The following is an 18,098-nucleotide window of genomic DNA, read 5'->3' as shown; positions in this document are numbered from 1 at the left end:
GGGTCGGAAACCGCCCTCGGTATCAACGGATTACCGGAAACATGACGTTACCTGAGGCACCGCAATCGAAAAGCGAACGGAGCGAGTCTGCGCTGGCAAGGCAGGTTCGTGCCGTGACCGGGCTCGGACTCGGGCTAGTGATCCTCTCCCTGATCGCCGGTCTCGTAACTCTGGGCCTCGCGCTCGGCGAACCGCGCTCGGGAATCCCGGCTTTTGCTTCCGGATGGACCGGGCCCCGGCTGGCATCCTCACGGGCCGCCTATCCCCTGCTCGGGAACATCCCGCCTCATAGCCGCATCATCGCGGTCGACCGAGTTCCGGTCGCCGATGCCAAAGAAGTCAGGGAAAGGATCCAGCGCCGACTGCCGCGCGCACCTATCGAATATACCCTCGCCAAACCCGATGGCACCACAACTCGAATTACAATCCCCCTCGAGATCTTCTCGATGGATCATGCTCTGCGGACATTCCTGCCCGCGATGCTCATCGGAATCCTCTTCTTGCTCGCGGGGATCGGACCGGTTCTCGCTCAGCCTAAAATGCCTCAGGCCCGCGCTCTGGCGGTCATGTCCATCGGGATTGTCGGGAATTATCTTTTTCTTCTGCCGGATTATTTGCTTGGCTACCGGATTGCACCGTGGGGTTTTATTCTGGGCTACCTGGGCATGGCCGGCCTCTGGCATTTCGGGATGACCTTCCCGAGCCCCCTCGCTCCCCTCCGAAGAGCACCGCTGGCAACATTGGCGACCATCTACGGAACGTCAGCTATTTTCTGGCTCGCCTTTGCTCTGATTCCGGACTCGAACATTCGCACCTTGCAGGTGGTCGAGCACGTTCAGTCCATAACTCTTGCGCTCGGCTTGGGACTTCTGATTCTGAACATCGGGCTCTCCTGGGGCAAATCCAACCCCCCCCATATTCAGCGTCAAGCCAGAGTCTCTCTGCCGGGAGCGCTCTCCTTCGTGCTCGGTGTCGCTTTGCTGTTTGCCACCACTTGGGGATTCACCAATCTCTATGTCCCGCCGATTTTCTATCTGGTGCCCTTTGCCAGCACGACCCTCATTTTTGCCTGGGGCATGCTCAGCTCCGAACTCTTTGAACTGGACAGCTTTGCGCGAACGATCCTCGGGCGAAGCGCCCTGCTCCTTTGCGCTGCCGCACTCTTTGGCGTTCTTCTCGGCGTGTTGGAGATCTTCATCTCCCCCCGCGACGCCTGGACCGCAGGCGCCTTTATCACATTGATTCTGGCAAGCGCTCTTCCCCTCGCCCCGCCCCTCTACAATCGGGTCGAAAACTTCATGGAACAAGCCCTCTTCCCCAGGCAGCGACAGCTGCGCGAGGCCCTCGTGGGGATTTCCAGAGAAATCGGCCGCCTGAGGGATACGAATAGTCTGGCAAATTATAGCCGCCGTGCGGTCGCCGAAGCACTGCCCGAAACCCAACTCCGCCTGGTCATCGGCAAGAGCGATGAACCTCTGATGGAGGTCGCGCCGCCTCCGGGCGCTGTCCGCATCGATTTGCCGCTAGGCGACCCGATCCGGGAGGCTTTGGCGCGAGGCCACCGAATTCTTCCCCATCTCAAGGGAGATAACCGCGCCGACAAAAGCGCCTACCACCGAGCCGCTGCCGCAGGCATCGACATCCTGATTCCTCTCGCGACTTCAAAAACTCGCGTCGGCGGATTGCTCGCGACCGGACCCAAGGGAGGGCGACGACTCACCACGGAAGACGGGACTCTGCTCGAGAGCCTCGCGGCACCGATCGGCGTTGCCCTCGAGAACGCGGAGCGCCTCGATGAAATCAAGGCGCTTCAGGAGCGCCTCGAGCGCGAAAACCTCTACCTTCGCGAACAAACCGCCGAGGAAAACGCAGGATCCGAAATCATCGGGAAGAGCCAGTCTCTTCTGGAGGCCATGAACCAATTGCGGCGTGCCGCCCGCTCCAGCAGCTCCGTGCTGATTATCGGGGAAACCGGAACCGGAAAGGAGCTCGCCGTTCGGCTGCTCCATACGGAGAGCGACCGGGCCGACCGGGTGCTGGTCAAATTGCCGTGCGCCGCCCTCCCCGAACAACTTCTCGAGTCGGAACTCTTCGGTCACGAAAAAGGCGCCTTCACCGGTGCCGAAAAAACTCGCGAGGGCCGGCTCGAAGTCGCCGATGGCGGCACCATTTTCTTCGATGACGTAGACACCTTGTCCCTGGCCGTGCAGGCGAAAATTCTGCGAGCCATTCAGGAAGGGGAGATCCAGCGGCTCGGCAGCAACGAGACCCGCAAGGTTGATGTCCGTGTGGTTGCCGCAACCAACCGCAACCTTCTCGCAGAAGTCCAAGCCGGTCGCTTCCGCGAAGATTTATATTACCGTCTCGCGGTCGTCCCGGTGCGACTGCCGCCTCTGCGCGAGCGCCTCGAGGATCTGCCGCTCCTGATCGAGCATATAGCGGCAGAGGAAGGAACACGTCTGGGTCGAGAGATTCGAGAGGTGCACGCGGATTCGCTCGCCCGCATGAAGGAATACGACTGGCCTGGCAATATCCGAGAGCTGCGCAACACCGTCGAGCGAGCCATCGTCCTCGAGGATGGACCGGTGCTTCGGGTGCAGGAAAACCTTGGCGCCGATCAAGCGGGCGCAATCCCCTCCGAGACGAGGCCAGGAAGCGCCGCTCTGGGCACAGCCTCCCTGCAGGACCTCCTGCGCGACTACAAAAAAGCTCTGATCGAGTCGGCCCTGCAACAGAGCGATGGCAATCAGAGGCGCGCCGCCGAGCTATTGGGACTCCACCGCCCAAGCCTTACGCGCATGATCAAGGATCTGGGCCTGCGCGAGGACTCCTGAAGGAACGCGGTCAGGTTCCGAAGCGCCGCAACTGGTAGAGATTCTCGGTCAGAGCCACGATTTCCCCGCTATCGTCCTTCAATTCGCAGTTCCAGGAATAATCGGCCTTCCCCTCTCGTTCCGCCTCAGCCTCGATCCCCGAGACCTCTTCAGGCGTCATCGTCACTTCCACCGTAATCGCGGTCTTGGCCGGCCGCCGAAAGCGAATCTTCAAATCCTTGACGATCGGGTAATACTTCTTGGCATCGAAGGCCGTCATGAAAAGAGCGCCACCCGGAACCTCCGCCAGAGTGAACAAGGCTCCCGCGTACATGATGCCGACGTGATTGATATTCGGCTCAAAGGGCATCCTCATTTTGACATAACCCGTGTCGCATTCGACCAGCTCGATTCCGGTTCGCTCGCAAAAAGGGATCCCGCCTTCGACCGATTGCTTGATGAAACTCTTCTCTTTATCTGTCAATGCCATTTTTCATTCCTGAATTTTCTGGGGTTACGCCACCCCGCTGGTCCTGCAAGTTTATCGCGGAAGGGTAACCCGCTGTCCATTCTCCGCAGCAAGATAAGCTGCATAGACAACCTCCGTGACCGCGAGTCCGAGAGCGCCATCTGCAAGAGGATCACGGCCTGCTGTAATATCGTCAAGGAAGGCTTCCAGCATCGAGGCATGCCCGCTGGTCCACATCTCGTCGGGCATCGGCGTCGTCCAACCTGCAGAGGTATCTGCTTTTTCCATGATGTAGGTATCCCCATAGACATCCGCGTCGGGCGTGTAGCTGCGCAGAAGGTCGTTCGGGCTCATCTGAACCGCGGTATGAAAATTCGAGCCGCTGAGCTCGAGGCGGCTCTGCATTCCTCCCAGACAATTATCACTGCCATACGCCACGCCCCGGGCACCATCTGAAAATTCGATCATGCAGCATCCCCAGTTCTCGACGTCTTCCCAACCTGTAGCGATCCGGGTCTGCTCGGCGGTCAGTCCCCGCGTACGCGTCAAATCCGCAACATCGGCCAGCACGGAGACCGGTACTACCGGCGTCCCGTCGAGCGCGAGTCCCTCATCGTATTTGAGCCTCAGCATCGCCCCGATCGGGTGGGCCCCCAACCGAAGCAAGGCGCCTCCTCCCGTATGTCCCCATTGCTTCGCATAGGGCGAGTGCGAGCCGGAATGAGACTCCCAGCCACGCATCTCCAGCAAACGTCCTCCGGAGGTTTTCGCCAGGGCCGCCGCGCGCTGAAAAGCTGGAGCGTAAATCCAGTTCTCCGCGTAGCAGAGACGGACATCGGCCTGCTCCGCTGCGGCAACCATTGCTTGTGCATCCGCGGTAGCGACAGCCAGCATTTTCTTGCGACTTTGCTGCCCCGCGGTCGAAGCGTCTTCGGCCAGTTCCTGACCGATATACGCAGCCAGAGGCTTGGTGCAGATAATATGTTTTCCTGCCGCAGCCGCCGCTTCCGTCATCGTTCGGTGCAAATGGTTCGGCACGCATAAATCGACCACATCGATTTCCGGCGAGGCCAACATTGCCGGGAAATCCGAAAAAACGGTCTCGATTTCTGCGCTCGCCGCAAAATCTGCCGCTCGCGCGGCATCCCGGGAGGCGATCGCCACGAGAGTACCCTTCCGACCACCGACCTGCGCGTAACAGCGCGCTCGAATCCCCGCGAGAAACCCCGACCCGACCAGACCGATTCGCAACATGATGTCCTACCCCCTGCTCCGCGCCAGCAATGTCGCGCCAATGGCATGGCGGGACCGATTTTCCTGATAGTCGATATCCAGAGGCAGGGGAAAGGGCCGGGCTCCGAGCCACGCAGCGAATCGTTGAGTTGTACCACGCATGCCGGGCACCGTACTGCCCTTGAAACCATGCTGCAATCGGGGCGATGTGCTGAAATTGAGTTCCCCGGTTCCCGTCGCTAGGAAAGACAGCATGAGCCATACAGCTGCCCCTCTCGCCGGTGTCCGGGTCATCGAGTGCTCGATGCTCGGACCCGCTGCTATTACCTCGCATCTCGTGGACCTTGGCGCCGATGTCATCAAGGTCGAACCGCCTGCAGGAGACTATATTCGAGAGATGACGTGGCCCATCGTCGAGGGCATCTCCCTGATGCATCTGCATGTGAATCGAGGGAAGCGAAGTATCACCCTCGACCTGAAAAATGCCGAAGCCGTCCAGATCTTCAAAGATCTGGTCGCTGAAGCCGATGTGGTCATCGAGGCGATGCGGCCGGGAGCACTGGGGCGACGCGGACTCGGATTCGAGGATCTGAAGGCAGTAAACCCCCAGATCGTCTTCTGTAATATCTCGGGTTACGGGATGACCGGCCCCTACAAGGACATGCCCAGTCACGGTGTGGCGTACGATGTCTGGAGTGGCTTGATCGAACCCCAATACGACGAGGAGGAGTTCTGCTACCTGCCGTCACACCCCTCGATGGGCATCCATGCAGGACCCCTTTTTGGGGCCTTCGGGATTCTCGCCGGCGTGATTCGAGCGCGTGAGAGCGGTGAGGGCTCCAATCTTGAAATCGCACAGAGTGATGCTGCCGCCTACATGGATTGGTATCGCAGCGAGTCCTATATGGCCTACGAGCGCCCCGAAGATATTGTGACAGGCAACAAGGCCGACAATTACGAGCGACGTGCGGTCGGGACTGCGGGAATGAAGGAGGGCGTGCGCTACCAACTCTATGAAACCAGCGACGCACGCCATATCCTCTTTATGGCATCCGAGCAGGCCTTCTGGAAAAACTTCTGTGATGGCGTCGGGCGCCCCGAGCTCTTCGAAAAGTGGCCCGGGTCGAAGTACGCCGACCACGCGCGAGGCAATCGCGAACTGCAGCACGAACTCCGGGATATCTTCAAGACGAAAACCTCCGACGAGTGGATCGCCTTCGGCAACGACGAGAATACGCCGATTGCACCGGTAAACTCTCCGCAAACCTTGAAAAACGATCCGCAGTTCCAGCATCGCTTTCCGCTCTACAGCATCGACCAACTCGACGCGGAGCAATTGCCGACGCCGTTGAAGTTCATCGATGAGGAGCTCCCGACCCCGACCAAGGCACCGACCATCGGCGAGCACTCCGATCGGGTCCTCGAGGATATTCTGGGTTGGGACACCGACAAGGTCGCGACGGCGCGGGCCGCCGGCGCGATGGGCAAGACCGACAAATAGGCTGCTCACGTCAGATGCCGGCGAGCGCTCAATTCTCGAGCACGCCGGCACGAAGATAAGGGGCGATGTCCTCGTCCGTAAACGACAGCCAATCCTGCAGAACTCGAATATTATCGGCCCCGATAGCACGACCCGTATCCGAGGTTCTGCCTCCGGTTTCGGTCAATCGAAAACCCGGCCGACTGGCCCGAACGGTTCCTGCCGAGCGATGCTGAATGTCCTCAAAGAAGTCTCTGGCCGCCAATTGGGGATCGGCCCGCAAGAGATCCTCCACATGCTGCGCCACGCCCGCGGCAACACCGCCATCCTGAAGGCGTTGCATCAACGCCTCTGCCGGCAGCGCCGACGTCCATCCGGCGACCATCTCGTCGAGTCGATCGACGTGCCGCCGACGATTTTCGTGGTTCGCAAATCTGCGATCGGCCATCCATTCCGGATGACCGGCGACCCGACAAAATGCTGCCCACTCGGCATCGGAACGCACGGTGATCGCAACCCAACGGTCCTTGCCTGCGCACGGATAAATTCCGTAGGGTGCCCCGCTCTCGCGACGGTTGCCGGCTGGCTCGGGCATATCTCCAGCCAGCGCGGCCATCATCACGTCCCCGATCGTTGCCACACACGTCTCCACCTGTGCGAGGTCAATGAACTGCCCCGCACCCGTCCGCTCACGATACTCCAGCGCGGCCATGACAGCGACCAGCCCATGCAGGGCCGCCACCGGATCCGAATACGCATACTGCGTGATCGTACAGCCACGCTCCGGGAGCCCCGAAAGCGCAGCGAGCCCCGAGACAGCCTCGATATTCGGCCCCCAGGAAACATAATTTGCGGCCGGCCCCGACTGACCAAAACCTGAAGTCGCCAGGTAGATCAATTGAGGATTGACGGCCGCCAGTGCGGAGAAATCGAGACCCAGCCGTTTCATCGCTCCAGGAACGAAATTTTCGATTACGAGATCGGCCTCTGCCGCGAGTCGCAGCGCCAAATCGCAACCCTCCTGCTTTTTCAAATCCAGACCAACGAAATTCTTGCCGGCATTCCAATCCGTAAACCAGGGCGAGAGCACTTCGCTGATACCGGCATCAGGAGCCTTGGGGGAAATATATAAACGGGTGACATCAGCCGCTGCCCGGGACTCGATCTTCACGACTTCAGCGCCATGATAAGCCATCAGACGCCCCGCCCATGGGCCTGCCATTCCCGCGGTGAATTCCAGAACACGCAATCCGGCGAGAGCACCCGCGTCACGGCCCTCATTTATTATGCGCGGAACCGCGCCGACCGTGCCCGTACGCCGACTCCCGGGAGATTTCCTCGGCCGCTCGATGGAAAGCCATTTCTTCTGAAGGAGCGCCCCGCCCTGACCCGGATTCGGAGCGAGGTTCGCGATCCGCCACGGCGTTGCTGCGTGGCGATAGGGTGCTCCGGGGAACGATTGCGAGCTCCCCTCGGGACGAACGAAGAACTCGCGCGCTCGTAAATGCGGATCCGCGACCACCTGTGCCGCACCCTGCAAGGGCGTGATCGCGATATGCCTTTCCTGTCCCGAAGCGCAACAATCCGCAACCGTCATGCGCGCAAAATGCTCGGCCAGCCATGTGTCGATCACCTCTCGATAGGCCTGCCGGTTGGCGGAAGGGCCCTCGAAAACCGGCTCCCGGATCGCTTCGCTACCGCCCGTTTCGGCAACCCAACGCGCCAGGGCTTTCCAGTGGGCGGGACGGTTCACGGTCAGATAGATCGAACCGTCCCGGGCAGGCCAAACACCCGACGGCACCGATGCGGTCAGCCCGGACCCTTCGCGGCACGAAATCACGCCGTCCTCCAGGTAGCGCCCGGCCCCGACGACGTGGGAGACGGAGGCCATCACTTCCTGAAGAGATACGTCCACGCATTCTCCGTGGCCCGAAATCTTCGCCGCGCGAAGCGCGATCAATGATCCACTGGCGGCCGCTGTGCCGGCCATCATATAGGCGGGAAAGCCCGCCAACGACATTGGTGGTTCATCCGGCCAGCCAGTCGTATAGGCTGCCCCCGAGAGAGCTGTCGCAACAAGATCGGAAGACTGCCAGCCAGCACGAGGGCCGTCTTGACCAAATCCGCTGATCCGGGTGAGCACCAAACCCGGGTTTTCCGCTCGGAGCTTTGCAAAGCTCAGTCCATGACTCTCGAGGAAGCCTGGGCCTCGGGTCTCCAGAATCAGATCCACATTTCGCGAGAGCTCCATAAGCGCGTCACAATCCGTGGGGTCTTCCAGATCGAGAAGAAGGCTTTGCTTGGAGGTATTTGCGTAGCGAAACCAATCACTGGTTGCCGGGTCCTCGACCGAACGTGGTTGCAGACGTCGACTCGATTCGCCCGAGGGTGCCTCGACCTTGCAAACTTCGGCGCCGAGATCCGCGAGCAACTTTCCCGCATACTCGCCCTGTTCGTCCGCGAGTTCGAGAACCCGCAGTCCCTGAAGTGCACCGCCCACGCCTACCCCCTACCAGAAGGGAACCGCACGGAGCAGGGCCGCGATGGCAATCGCCGTGCTCGCCATTCCCAAAAGGAGAAGAACGAACGATCGAAACCGCTCGGCATCCAGAAGATTCAGCAAGCGCTCCCCGCACCAATGCCCGACAAAAAGAAAGGGGAGGCCCAGAAGGAGTAATCTCAGCGAATCGTAACCAATCAGGCCGGCGATCAGAAAGCTGCCGAGGGCAAAGATCCCGTTGAGCACAAAAAGATTGGATAGTGCACCGCGAAAAACTTCCGCCCGCAAACCGGCGGCCTGCAGATAGAGCACGATCGGAGGTCCGTTAATCGCTGTACTGGTGGAGAGAATTCCGGAGACGAACCCCGTGAGGAACGATGCCCTGTCGGAATGGGGCCAGCGAAAACCGACCGCGATGGCCAACGCCATCAATGCAGACACCGTGCCCACCAGAAAACGGAGCAGATCTGGTGAAAGGTAGAGCAGCACCTGCAAGCCAAGCGGGAGGCCGAAAAGACTCCCGACCAGCAACAGGAGAACCAGCCGCCAGGGCGTTTCCCCGCGAGTTTGTTGTGCCACGCGGTTGGCATTCACAAAGGAGAGCATCGCCGACAGAGGAACAGCCTGCGCCGGCTCCATGAAAATGGCCAGTGCCGGAACCGCCAAAAGCGAAAATCCGAAGCCCGCTATCGTCTGCACTATCGCCGCCACCAGAGTAACGAAGATCACGAGGATGACGGTGCCAACTTCCACGCTCGGAATATCGCAGTCCGAAGGCAGGCGAAGCAACTCGATTCCTCGGGGTGCCTTGGAACCCCGCCCGTCGAAGGCTAAAATCCATTCCAAACAAGGAGACTGCAGATGGCGAAGATGGAAGATGGATTCGGCAAACCACTTGAGGTGCGCGATTTCGTATTGGCCAACGCCGAAGAGGGGAACCCCACGAAGGTCCTGAGCACACTGGATCAATATGCCGAGGACCATTTCTTCCTCATGAATGTGGGGCCGGAGAAAGGCCCCCTGCTCACCAAAGAGGTGAAGAAACTTTCGCCGGAGGCACGCGTTCTCGAGTTCGGCAGCTACTGCGGATATTCTGCGATCCTGATCGCACGCGACCTGCCCTCGCAAGCGCAATTAACCTGCGTGGAAATCGACCCCGAATCCGTCGAAGGGGCACGCGATATCGTCGCCTTTGCCGGCCTCGCCGATCGGGTCGAGATCATTGCCGGTGCCTCGGGCGACAGGATTCCCTCCCTACCAAGCCCCTTCGATCTGGTTTTTCTCGACCACTGGAAGGATCTCTACGAAGAAGATCTGAAGGCTCTAGAGAAACACCAATTACTGCGCCCGGGTGCGGTGATCTTTGCCGACAACGTCGGGCCTCTGTTCAACCCCGAGAGCTACCTCAACTACGTTCGTACTTGCGGCAAGTACGACTCGTCCCACCATATCTCCACGATTGAATACACGGACCGGCCCGACGCGGCCGAGATCTCGGTCTTTCGGGGTTGAGCCTTGCGGGTGCCCATGAGGGCACCCGCAAATTTCAGCCTCGGCTGCGATTGCCGGCCTTCGCGCTGGCTCCATCGCGAGCACGGCCGGGTCCACCGCGACGGCCCCCGCTACCACCTGGCTGAGGCTTTCGCTGACGGGATTTTTGCAAGGCCGGCTTCTTGCCATAGGATTTTCGAGCGTTCGGATTTTTCGGCCTGGCTGCCGCCGCCGGCTTCGACGGCGCTGCTTCGAGGTTCTCCGCATCGACGCCATCAAACTGCTGCCGCTCGATCGGTGATTTCAGATAGCGCTCCGTATCCCGAATCCAATCACGGTCCTCGCGGGTCACAAAAGTCACCGCTTTGCCGCTCAACTCGGCACGACCCGTCCGACCGATCCGATGGGTGTAAGTCTCCGGCGTGCTGGGAGGATCGAAGTTGATCACATAGGAAACTCCCGCCACATCGAGGCCGCGAGCAGCGATATCGGTCGCAACCAGAATATCGAATTTACCCTTGCGAAACCCATCCATCGCACGGTCGCGTTGCACCTGAGACATATTCCCCTGCAGGGCAACCGCGCGATGGCCCTGCTTGTCGAGTTTCACGGCCATCTGGCGCGCACGATGCTTGGTCCGGGTGAAGACGATCGCGGTCTGGCAATCGTCGCTCTTGAGAATCGACTCGAGAAGGTCACGCTTCTGGTCCTGCGGCACCGGCGCCAGAACATGCTCAATCCGGTCGGCCGGAGCGGAATGCGCCAACTCGACCACTTGTGGATTCAGCAACATCCGATCCGCCAGATGGCGGATCTCCTTGGGCATGGTCGCCGAGAACAGAAGGTTCTGGCGTTCATCGGGACAGGCCGAAAGAATGCGTTTCACATCGGGCAGGAAGCCCATATCGAACATATGGTCCGCTTCATCCAGCACCACGGTCTTGATGCGTCCGAGATCCAATTCCCCCTGTTTGAGCAGGTCAAGAACGCGCCCCGGGCAGCCCACGATAATCTCGGGATGTCGCCGCAAGGCTTGCGCCTGCATCTTGATGGACTTGCCACCGAATACCGTGACCGTGCGCATCGAGGTGAACTTGGCGAGCGTGCGGATCTCGGCATCAATTTGATTGGCCAGCTCACGGGTCGGTGCCAGGATCAGAGCCGTTGGGCCCTTGCTCTGGTTCCGAATCCTCTGGTCCAGAATCGGCAAGGCAAAAGCTGCGGTTTTGCCGGTTCCAGTTTGCGCCAGCCCCAGCACGTCTCGTCCTTCCATTCCTGCCGGAATCGTCTTTTCCTGAATGGGGCGCGGATCGAGAAACCCGGCCTCGCGAAGTCCCTTGTTGAGGGACGCATGCAACTCAAACCCGGCAAAGCCCAGCTCGGGCTTCGCAATTTCCTTTTTCTTCGTTGACAATGTGGATCTCCGCCGCAGAGATTCCCTCTTGGAACCTTTACGGCCTCTGGTTCTGACCCACACAACAGGAACGGGAAAGATTCTAGAGAAACGGCGCGACCTCGGTCGTTGATCGAGAGGTGCTGTTGTCGCCGTCACGCTTCAAGACATTGTGTCTCGGTGCGTACTTGCATTTCAACTATAGCTGGGTCGCAACGAAAAAACCAGCCCCGCTCAAAACACCCTGCCATCGCGCTCTGCCGGCGGTCACAAAACCTGTACAGTCTGCGGTGTGATGGCAGACGCTCTCGACCTCATCCGGAGCCGGCAATGGTTCGAGGCCCACGAGTCCCTCGAAGATCTCTGGCGCGAAGCCGAAGGCAAACGGCGGAGGCATTTGCAGGGCCTGCTCCATATCGTCGTGTCTCTCGAGCACCTTCGTCGCGGCAACCCTCGCGGTTGTCAGGGGCAATGGGACAAAGCTCGCCAACGACTGGCTGACGTGCCCCCCTGCTTTGCCGGACTCGAGATTCCGGGATGGATGGACGAGCTCGAAGTTTTCTTCCGGCGACTCGATCTCGCGGCCGCCGCCGAGGCGAGGCTCTTTACGCAACCAATACCCGAAATCGAAACCTGGCCGATCCCGGCCCTTGCTCAGGACAATTCGACCATGAGATGAAGTGGCCGGGCAAACCATGTTCAGGAATGGTTCGCCCATCTCGGTGTCCTTCGCTAAGTCTGAAGGACTCAATTATCGAAACCGGACACAACCTTCCCCGACAGGAAATAAATCGATGGAACACAGCATTCCCGCATTGGTACAAAGCGCCGGCGACCGCTTCGGCGACGCCTCGGCGATCGAAGATGGCGACATCCGCCTGAGCTTTCGTGAACTCGCCCAAGGCAGCTTGCGAGCTGGTCGAGCCTTCCGCGCAGCCGGCCTGCAAGCCGGCGACCGTGCGGCCATCTGGGCTCCGAATTATTCCGAATGGATCCTCGCAGCGATCGGCCTGCAATCCGCTGGAGGCGTTCTCGTCCCGCTGAATACCCGACTCAAGGCAGGCGAAGCCGCTTACGTTCTACAAAATAGTGGCGCAAAAATGCTCTGCACGGTCAGTGACTTCCTCGGTGTCGACTATGCCACCGAGATTCGCAAACAGGACGTACCCTCCCTCGAGAAGGTGATCACCTTCCGTGGCCGCTCTGACGGCGCTGATACCTGGGAGGATTTTCTGGACACGAGCAACGACGTTACGGCCGAGACCATTCACGAACAGATTGCGGCCATCGGTCCCGACGACCTCTCGGATATTCTCTTCACCTCGGGGACGACCGGAAAACCCAAGGGCGTGATGAGCGCTCACGGTCAGAACCTGCGGGCCTTCGAGGCGTGGTCGGGCTGCGTGGGCCTGCGCGAAGGCGATCGCTATCTGATCATCAATCCTTTCTTCCATGCCTTTGGCTACAAGGCCGGCTGGCTGTCAGCGATTCTTCGCGGGGCGACGATCCTTCCACAAATCACATTTGACGTTGAAGAAGTCCTGCGGCGGATCGAACCCGATCGTATCACCATGTTGCCGGGACCACCGACCATCTACCAAAGCATCCTCAGCCACCCCGATCTGGCAAGGCACGATATCTCCTCGCTCCGACTCGCCGTCACGGGAGCGGCTGCCATTCCGGTCGAGTTGATCAACCAGATGCGCCAGGATCTCGGCTTCGAGACGGTTATTACCGGATACGGCCTGACCGAAACCTGCGGGATCGTCAGCATGTGTCGCGAGGGAGATGCCGCCGAAACCATTGCGACCACCTCGGGACGACCGATCGACGGCGTCGAAGTCCGACTGGTCGACAGCGAAGGTCGCGACGTTCCCGCCGGCGAACCCGGCGAAGTGATCGTGCGCGGCTATAACGTCATGCGCGGGTATTTCGCCAACCCCGAAGAGACCGAGAAAACCATCGACAAAGATGGCTTCCTCCACACCGGGGACATCGCGGTCGCTGACGCCGACTTCAACCTGCGCATCACCGACCGGATCAAGGATATGTTCATCATGGGCGGGTTTAACTGTTACCCGGCCGAGATTGAAAATGCGCTCTACGATAGCGGTTATGCCGCACAGGTCGCGGTGATCGGCGTTCCCGACGAACGGATGGGCGAGGTCGGCATGGCCTTTCTTGTGGCCGCGCCCGACAAAGAGGTCTCGGCCGACATTGTCCGCGACTGGAGCCGGGAGAATATGGCCAACTACAAGGTGCCCCGATACATCCAGATCGTGGACGAGCTTCCCGTGAACGCTTCGGGCAAAGTCACCAAATTCGTTCTGCGCGAGCAGGCCGAAAAAATTCTCAGCACGCAGGAGTAAAAACGATGTCGCGCTTGCAAACAGACAACCTTCTTTCGGCCGGCAGCCTCTGGGGGCTGATCGAGGCACGCACTCAGGCCACCCCCGACGCACTCTTTGCCGTCGATGATCAGGATCGTGAATTGACCTTCCGTGAATATCGCGACGCGTGCCTGAAGGCCGCCGCCGGCTTTGCCGCCCGCGGTGTAAGCGAAGGCACCCCGGTCTCGTGGATGCTGCCTACGTGGTTTGAGTCGATGATTCTGGTGGGCGCGCTGGCACGGCTGGGTGCTGTGCAAAATCCGATTCTGCCGATCTACCGCCACAAGGAAGTCGGCTTCATCGCCTCCCAATTCGGCACGAAGTTATTGATTCTGCCTCCGGCAAACCCGAAATTCGACTACCCGCAGATGGGCTCGGATCTGGCAGCCGACCGACCAGGGATGGAAGTCATGGTCTGCGATCAGATTCTGCCGGACGGCGACCCTGCCACTCTACCGCCCGCGCCGGCCGAGACAACGCCGGCAGACGCCCCTGTGCGTTGGGTCTTTTACAGCTCGGGAACCACCTCGGATCCGAAAGGGGCACGCCATACCGATCTCACTCTGGACGCGTCCGCGCGCGGCATGGCCTCATGCCTGCATCTGGACGAGAGCGATCGCATCGCTCTGGTCTTCCCGTTTACACATGTAGGCGGCATCGGCTGGCTTGGCAGTGTTCTTGCCTCCGGCGCGGCGTTTATCGTGGTGCCGGCCTTTGATGCGAAAACCACCCCGGTGGTGCTGGCCCGTCATGGCGTCACGCAAGCGACCGCCGGGACCGCCTTTCACCAGGCGTATCTCGCCGCACAACGCGCGCGCGTCGCTGCCGGCGACACCAGTCCGCTCTTCCCGGAGGTGCGCACCTTTCCCGGGGGCGGCGCTCCCAAACCCCCGCAACTCCATACCGAGATCCGCGACGAGATGGGTGGTGTCGGGATCGTCTCGGGCTATGGCATGACCGAATGTCCGATCATGACCATGGCCGCCGTTGGCGACTCGCAGGAAGCGCTCGCCCATACCGAGGGCAAGGCTTCTCCTCCCGAGGTCGCGTTTCGGCTCGTAACGCTCGAGGGAAAGGACGCTTCCATCGGCGAAGAAGGTGAAATCCGCGTCAAGGCGCCGCAACTTTGTCGCGGCTATCTCGACGAGTCCCTCAACGAAAAAGCCTTTGACGAAAAGGGCTTCTTTCATACCGGTGACCTGGGCCACCTGGATGCCGAGGGCTTTCTTACCATCACGGGGCGACTGAAGGACGTCATCATCCGCAAGGGCGAGAATATCAGCGCGAAAGAGATCGAGGATCTTCTCTACGAGCACGCCGCGATCGAAGACGTGGCGGTCATCGGAATCCCCGACCCGGCCACAGGTGAACGTGCATGCGCCGTGGTGCAAACAGCAACCGGCGAAAGCCCGATCGGCTTCGATACGATGGTCGAGTACCTAAAAGGGCGCGGCCTGATGCTGCAGAAAATTCCCGAGCAACTCGAAGTCCTCGACGTCATTCCCCGCAACGCCACCGGCAAGATCGACAAAAAGGGTTTGCGCGAAACCTACAAGGACTCCGAGAGACCCACGAGATGAAGCGATGAATGGCGCCGAGAAGGCGCAGGGTCGCGACGAGATCCGGCAACTCGCCTACCGCTATGCACACGCCACCGATACCCGTGATCTCGACACGCTGGTTGGATGCTTTATCCCCGAGGTGCAGGTTGGGCGAGATCGCCGCGGCCGCGAGGCGTTACGCGCGGATTTTGATCGCCAACTGCGCGCTGTCGGCATCACGATCCTCTTTGTCGGCAATCACCTGATCGATTTTGTCGACGAGACGCATGCGACCGGACATGTCTATTGTCGGGCAGAAATTCAGGAGGGCGACCGCTGGATCCAGCAAGCGATTCGCTATGACGACACCTATGAAAAGCGGGGCGACGCGTGGTTCTTTGTGCGCCGCAAACACCAGCTCTTCTATGGAGCCGAGTCCGGACAAAACCCGCTTGGTCTGGCACCGGCCGATTGGCCGAAGAATGCAACTGGTCGGGGGACCTTGCCGGAATCCGAGAACAACTGGCAGGAGTTCTGGAAAAAGAGCTGAGAGTTCCCGCCAGGCGGCCTATTCGCAACGGCAGCCCACATTCATATCGCAAGCCGTGCCGGTTCCGGCCTCGCGAGCCTCCGGTCGATGAACGCCGGATTTCGAGACGATTTGTCGGTCCTCGCAAATTTCGATACCGCGGAAGATATGAAAATAACGCCCCTCGTCCCTCTTGGCTGTGCGCTCGCGATCCTTCTGACGTCCGGGTGCACCGCCAGGCGCCAACCTTCACCGGAACATCTAGGTGAGCCCTGGAACTCGCTGCGATCATTGGGAGACTCCGTGCATGCGGCCGCCGATGTCGGCGAGAAGGCTCGCGCCGCTGGTGGCGACCGTGAGAATGCCGATGGCGGACGATATTTGTCGGAGATCCTGATCCAGCAGGTTGGACGCGGTGTCTTCCGTGACCCGGACTATCCGGTCTTCCGACCACAATTTCCCGAGTCAGCTCACACCGGGTTGGTGAATCCGGACAATCTTTATGAAAGTACGCATATCCGACCGGGTGCCGACTATGTGCTGCGCGGCACCCGCGGGACGACCGCTGATGTGACGTTTCAGGTATTTGCGGGCACCCCAGGGGTCAACGGCAAGCTACGCGACGTCGGCACGCTTTCGCTGGACAATCTGGCTCTGGACGCCGACGGAAACTTCGAGGTCTTTGTCGGGCCCACCGCTCATCCACAAAACTGGATCGAAACAGACGATGAGGCCGGCTTGCTGCTGGTGCGGTGGACCTATTCGGACTGGGCAAGCGAAAAAGCAGGACGCGTGGAGATCCATCAGGTCGGCAAACTCGGTGTGCCCGCACCCAACCCCGATGTCGGTGACGTGGCCCGCAAGATTCGCGAAGCCGGCGCCGCGGTCCCGGACTCGGCCGCATTCTGGCAGGCCTATATCGGCAAAGTTCGGCTATTCACCTCGGATAATGCCGTCATGAAACCGCGGCTTACCGGCAGCGAAGGACTCGCCGGACAAGTCGCTGCCGTAGGCAAGTTCTCTCTGGCCAATGACGAGGCTCTGGTCGTCAGCGTGCCCAGGGCCGACGCGCGCTATCAGGGACTGCAATTGGGCAACTACTGGTTTGATGCGCTCGAGTGGGCCAACCGGCAGACCAGTCTGACCGGCGGCCAGTCTCATCTCGGTAGCGATGGGCGCTATGATTACGTGATCTCGGCAACCGACCCCGGCGTCCCGAACTGGCTGGACAGCACCGGCCTTTCCGAAGGCCTCTTCTTTTTGCGCTTTCAGGGCGTACGCACACCTCTGACCGACGAAGAAGCCCCGACCGCGCAACTGGTCAAACTGGGCGATGTACGAAGCATCCTTCCCGCAGACACTCCCGAGATCGATGCTGCCGGACGCCGCGCGCAACTGGCCACACGTCAGCAACAACTGCAGAGGCGCTACGGGCGATGAAATTCACCGCGACTCGTCATCGATGGCGATGCGCGACCTCGTTCTAGACGGTATCCATGCAGGTCCGCAGAAAGCCACATTGCTGGCAGAGGTATTTGCAATGACCCATGATTTTCAGGGGGCCACCGCAGGCGTCGCATTCCATCCAGGCGATCTCGCGAACGGCACCTTCTTCGGTCTTTGTCTCTTTTGTTTCTGCCACAGCCTCCATCGCAACACCCTCCGGCACCATTGAACCAGAAATGCCGGGCGGAATGAACTTCCGCCCGGCATTTCGTGGCGAATGTAGCCCCAAAGTCGCGCGGGCGCCTGCAATTCCTGCCGATCCCGCTACAATGCAGATATGAGCATTGTGGCGGTACCCATCACGATCGCGGAGACGTCCGAATGCGATCGAGGACTTGAAGATGGCGTCCGCGCCCGCGGCGCGGGCGCGGATCTGATCGAATGGCGCGTCGATCGCCTCGCCGACGACGATCGCGGACCCGATACCGTTGAAACACTGATCCGCGAAAGCCCGCTGCCCTCCATTCTGACCTGCCGGTCGGCTGATGAAGGCGGGGCGTTTGAAGGTACCGAGGCCGAACGAGTCGGCTTGCTCGACCAGATGGCGGCACGCGGCGCGATCCCTGCCTATGTTGATCTGGAGTACGCGCGTTGGATTGCCAACTCCGACCTGCAGGATGCCACGGCCGAACTGCGTCACCTAGGTGCCAAAATCATTCTGTCGGCACACGACTTCAAAGGGCGCCCGGAGAAGCTGGACGATATTTTTGCCAGTATCGACAACACGCCGGGATGTGATGTGACCAAGGTCGC

General features: G+C 60.2%; 15 protein-coding genes. 9 read left to right on the top strand and 6 right to left on the bottom strand.

Annotation, left to right across the window (positions count from 1 at the left end; all coding sequences use genetic code 11):
• The first annotated feature begins 41 nt into the window (after positions 1-41).
• On the top strand, positions 42-2,834 hold the full coding sequence (locus P8K07_07130) for a sigma-54 dependent transcriptional regulator (protein ID MDG1958294.1): 2,793 nt from the start codon (positions 42-44) through the stop codon (positions 2,832-2,834).
• A 10-nt stretch (positions 2,835-2,844) separates the two neighbouring features.
• Here P8K07_07130 and P8K07_07125 read toward each other — a convergent pair whose 3' ends face one another.
• Together P8K07_07125 and P8K07_07120 are read right to left on the bottom strand one after the other, a co-directional pair.
• A complete protein-coding gene (locus tag P8K07_07125) occupies positions 2,845-3,303 on the bottom strand; it encodes a PaaI family thioesterase (GenBank protein MDG1958293.1) in 459 nt (152 codons plus the stop codon).
• 51 nt (positions 3,304-3,354) lie between these two features.
• Entirely contained in the window at positions 3,355-4,536 is a 1,182-nt protein-coding gene (locus tag P8K07_07120) for a Gfo/Idh/MocA family oxidoreductase (GenBank protein ID MDG1958292.1), read from the bottom strand.
• A 232-nt stretch (positions 4,537-4,768) separates the two neighbouring features.
• Between P8K07_07120 and P8K07_07115 the strand changes: the two genes are divergently transcribed.
• The gene (locus tag P8K07_07115; GenBank protein ID MDG1958291.1) at positions 4,769-6,016 is read left to right on the top strand and encodes a CoA transferase; all 1,248 of its coding nucleotides are present in this window, start codon (positions 4,769-4,771) and stop codon (positions 6,014-6,016) included.
• Between the two features lie 28 nt (positions 6,017-6,044).
• Here the strand turns inward: P8K07_07115 and P8K07_07110 are convergent, their stop codons facing one another.
• Positions 6,045-8,495, bottom strand: coding sequence for a CoA transferase (locus tag P8K07_07110; protein ID MDG1958290.1), 2,451 nt, complete (start codon positions 8,493-8,495; stop codon positions 6,045-6,047).
• A gap of 9 nt (positions 8,496-8,504) precedes the next feature.
• A complete protein-coding gene (locus P8K07_07105; GenBank protein MDG1958289.1) occupies positions 8,505-9,248 on the bottom strand; it encodes a sulfite exporter TauE/SafE family protein in 744 nt (247 codons plus the stop codon).
• Between the two features lie 108 nt (positions 9,249-9,356).
• Here P8K07_07105 and P8K07_07100 point away from each other — a divergent pair, with 108 nt between their 5' ends.
• The gene (locus P8K07_07100) at positions 9,357-10,007 is read left to right on the top strand and encodes a class I SAM-dependent methyltransferase (protein ID MDG1958288.1); all 651 of its coding nucleotides are present in this window, start codon (positions 9,357-9,359) and stop codon (positions 10,005-10,007) included.
• A 34-nt stretch (positions 10,008-10,041) separates the two neighbouring features.
• Here the strand turns inward: P8K07_07100 and P8K07_07095 are convergent, their stop codons facing one another.
• Positions 10,042-11,400: a DEAD/DEAH box helicase gene (locus P8K07_07095; protein MDG1958287.1), complete on the bottom strand. Its 1,359-nt coding sequence runs from the start codon at positions 11,398-11,400 to the stop codon at positions 10,042-10,044.
• Between the two features lie 274 nt (positions 11,401-11,674).
• On the opposite strand from P8K07_07095, the gene P8K07_07090 reads away from it, so the two are divergent.
• The 5 genes from P8K07_07090 to P8K07_07070 all read left to right on the top strand — a co-directional run bounded on the left by P8K07_07090 (position 11,675) and on the right by P8K07_07070 (position 17,279).
• Positions 11,675-12,058: a DUF309 domain-containing protein gene (locus P8K07_07090; protein MDG1958286.1), complete on the top strand. Its 384-nt coding sequence runs from the start codon at positions 11,675-11,677 to the stop codon at positions 12,056-12,058.
• A gap of 115 nt (positions 12,059-12,173) precedes the next feature.
• Positions 12,174-13,748: a FadD3 family acyl-CoA ligase gene (locus tag P8K07_07085; GenBank protein ID MDG1958285.1), complete on the top strand. Its 1,575-nt coding sequence runs from the start codon at positions 12,174-12,176 to the stop codon at positions 13,746-13,748.
• A gap of 5 nt (positions 13,749-13,753) precedes the next feature.
• The gene (locus P8K07_07080) at positions 13,754-15,349 is read left to right on the top strand and encodes an AMP-binding protein (protein MDG1958284.1); all 1,596 of its coding nucleotides are present in this window, start codon (positions 13,754-13,756) and stop codon (positions 15,347-15,349) included.
• A gap of 4 nt (positions 15,350-15,353) precedes the next feature.
• The gene (locus P8K07_07075) at positions 15,354-15,860 is read left to right on the top strand and encodes a nuclear transport factor 2 family protein (GenBank protein ID MDG1958283.1); all 507 of its coding nucleotides are present in this window, start codon (positions 15,354-15,356) and stop codon (positions 15,858-15,860) included.
• A gap of 87 nt (positions 15,861-15,947) precedes the next feature.
• Positions 15,948-17,279 (top strand): hypothetical protein, encoded by a 1,332-nt coding sequence (locus tag P8K07_07070; GenBank protein ID MDG1958282.1) that lies wholly within the window; start codon positions 15,948-15,950, stop codon positions 17,277-17,279.
• A 43-nt stretch (positions 17,280-17,322) separates the two neighbouring features.
• Here the strand turns inward: P8K07_07070 and P8K07_07065 are convergent, their stop codons facing one another.
• Complete coding sequence (locus tag P8K07_07065) at positions 17,323-17,481, bottom strand: hypothetical protein (GenBank protein ID MDG1958281.1); 159 nt, start codon at positions 17,479-17,481, stop codon at positions 17,323-17,325.
• 141 nt (positions 17,482-17,622) lie between these two features.
• Here P8K07_07065 and P8K07_07060 point away from each other — a divergent pair.
• The coding region (locus P8K07_07060) for a type I 3-dehydroquinate dehydratase (GenBank protein MDG1958280.1) at positions 17,623-18,098 on the top strand (476 nt) is incomplete at its 3' end.

The organism is Candidatus Binatia bacterium, from assembly GCA_029248525.1.
Classification (GTDB): Bacteria; Desulfobacterota; Binatia; order UBA12015; family UBA12015; genus UBA12015.
The sequence above is the reverse complement of the archived record's forward strand: the minus strand, read 5'-3'. Positions and strand labels throughout refer to the sequence as shown.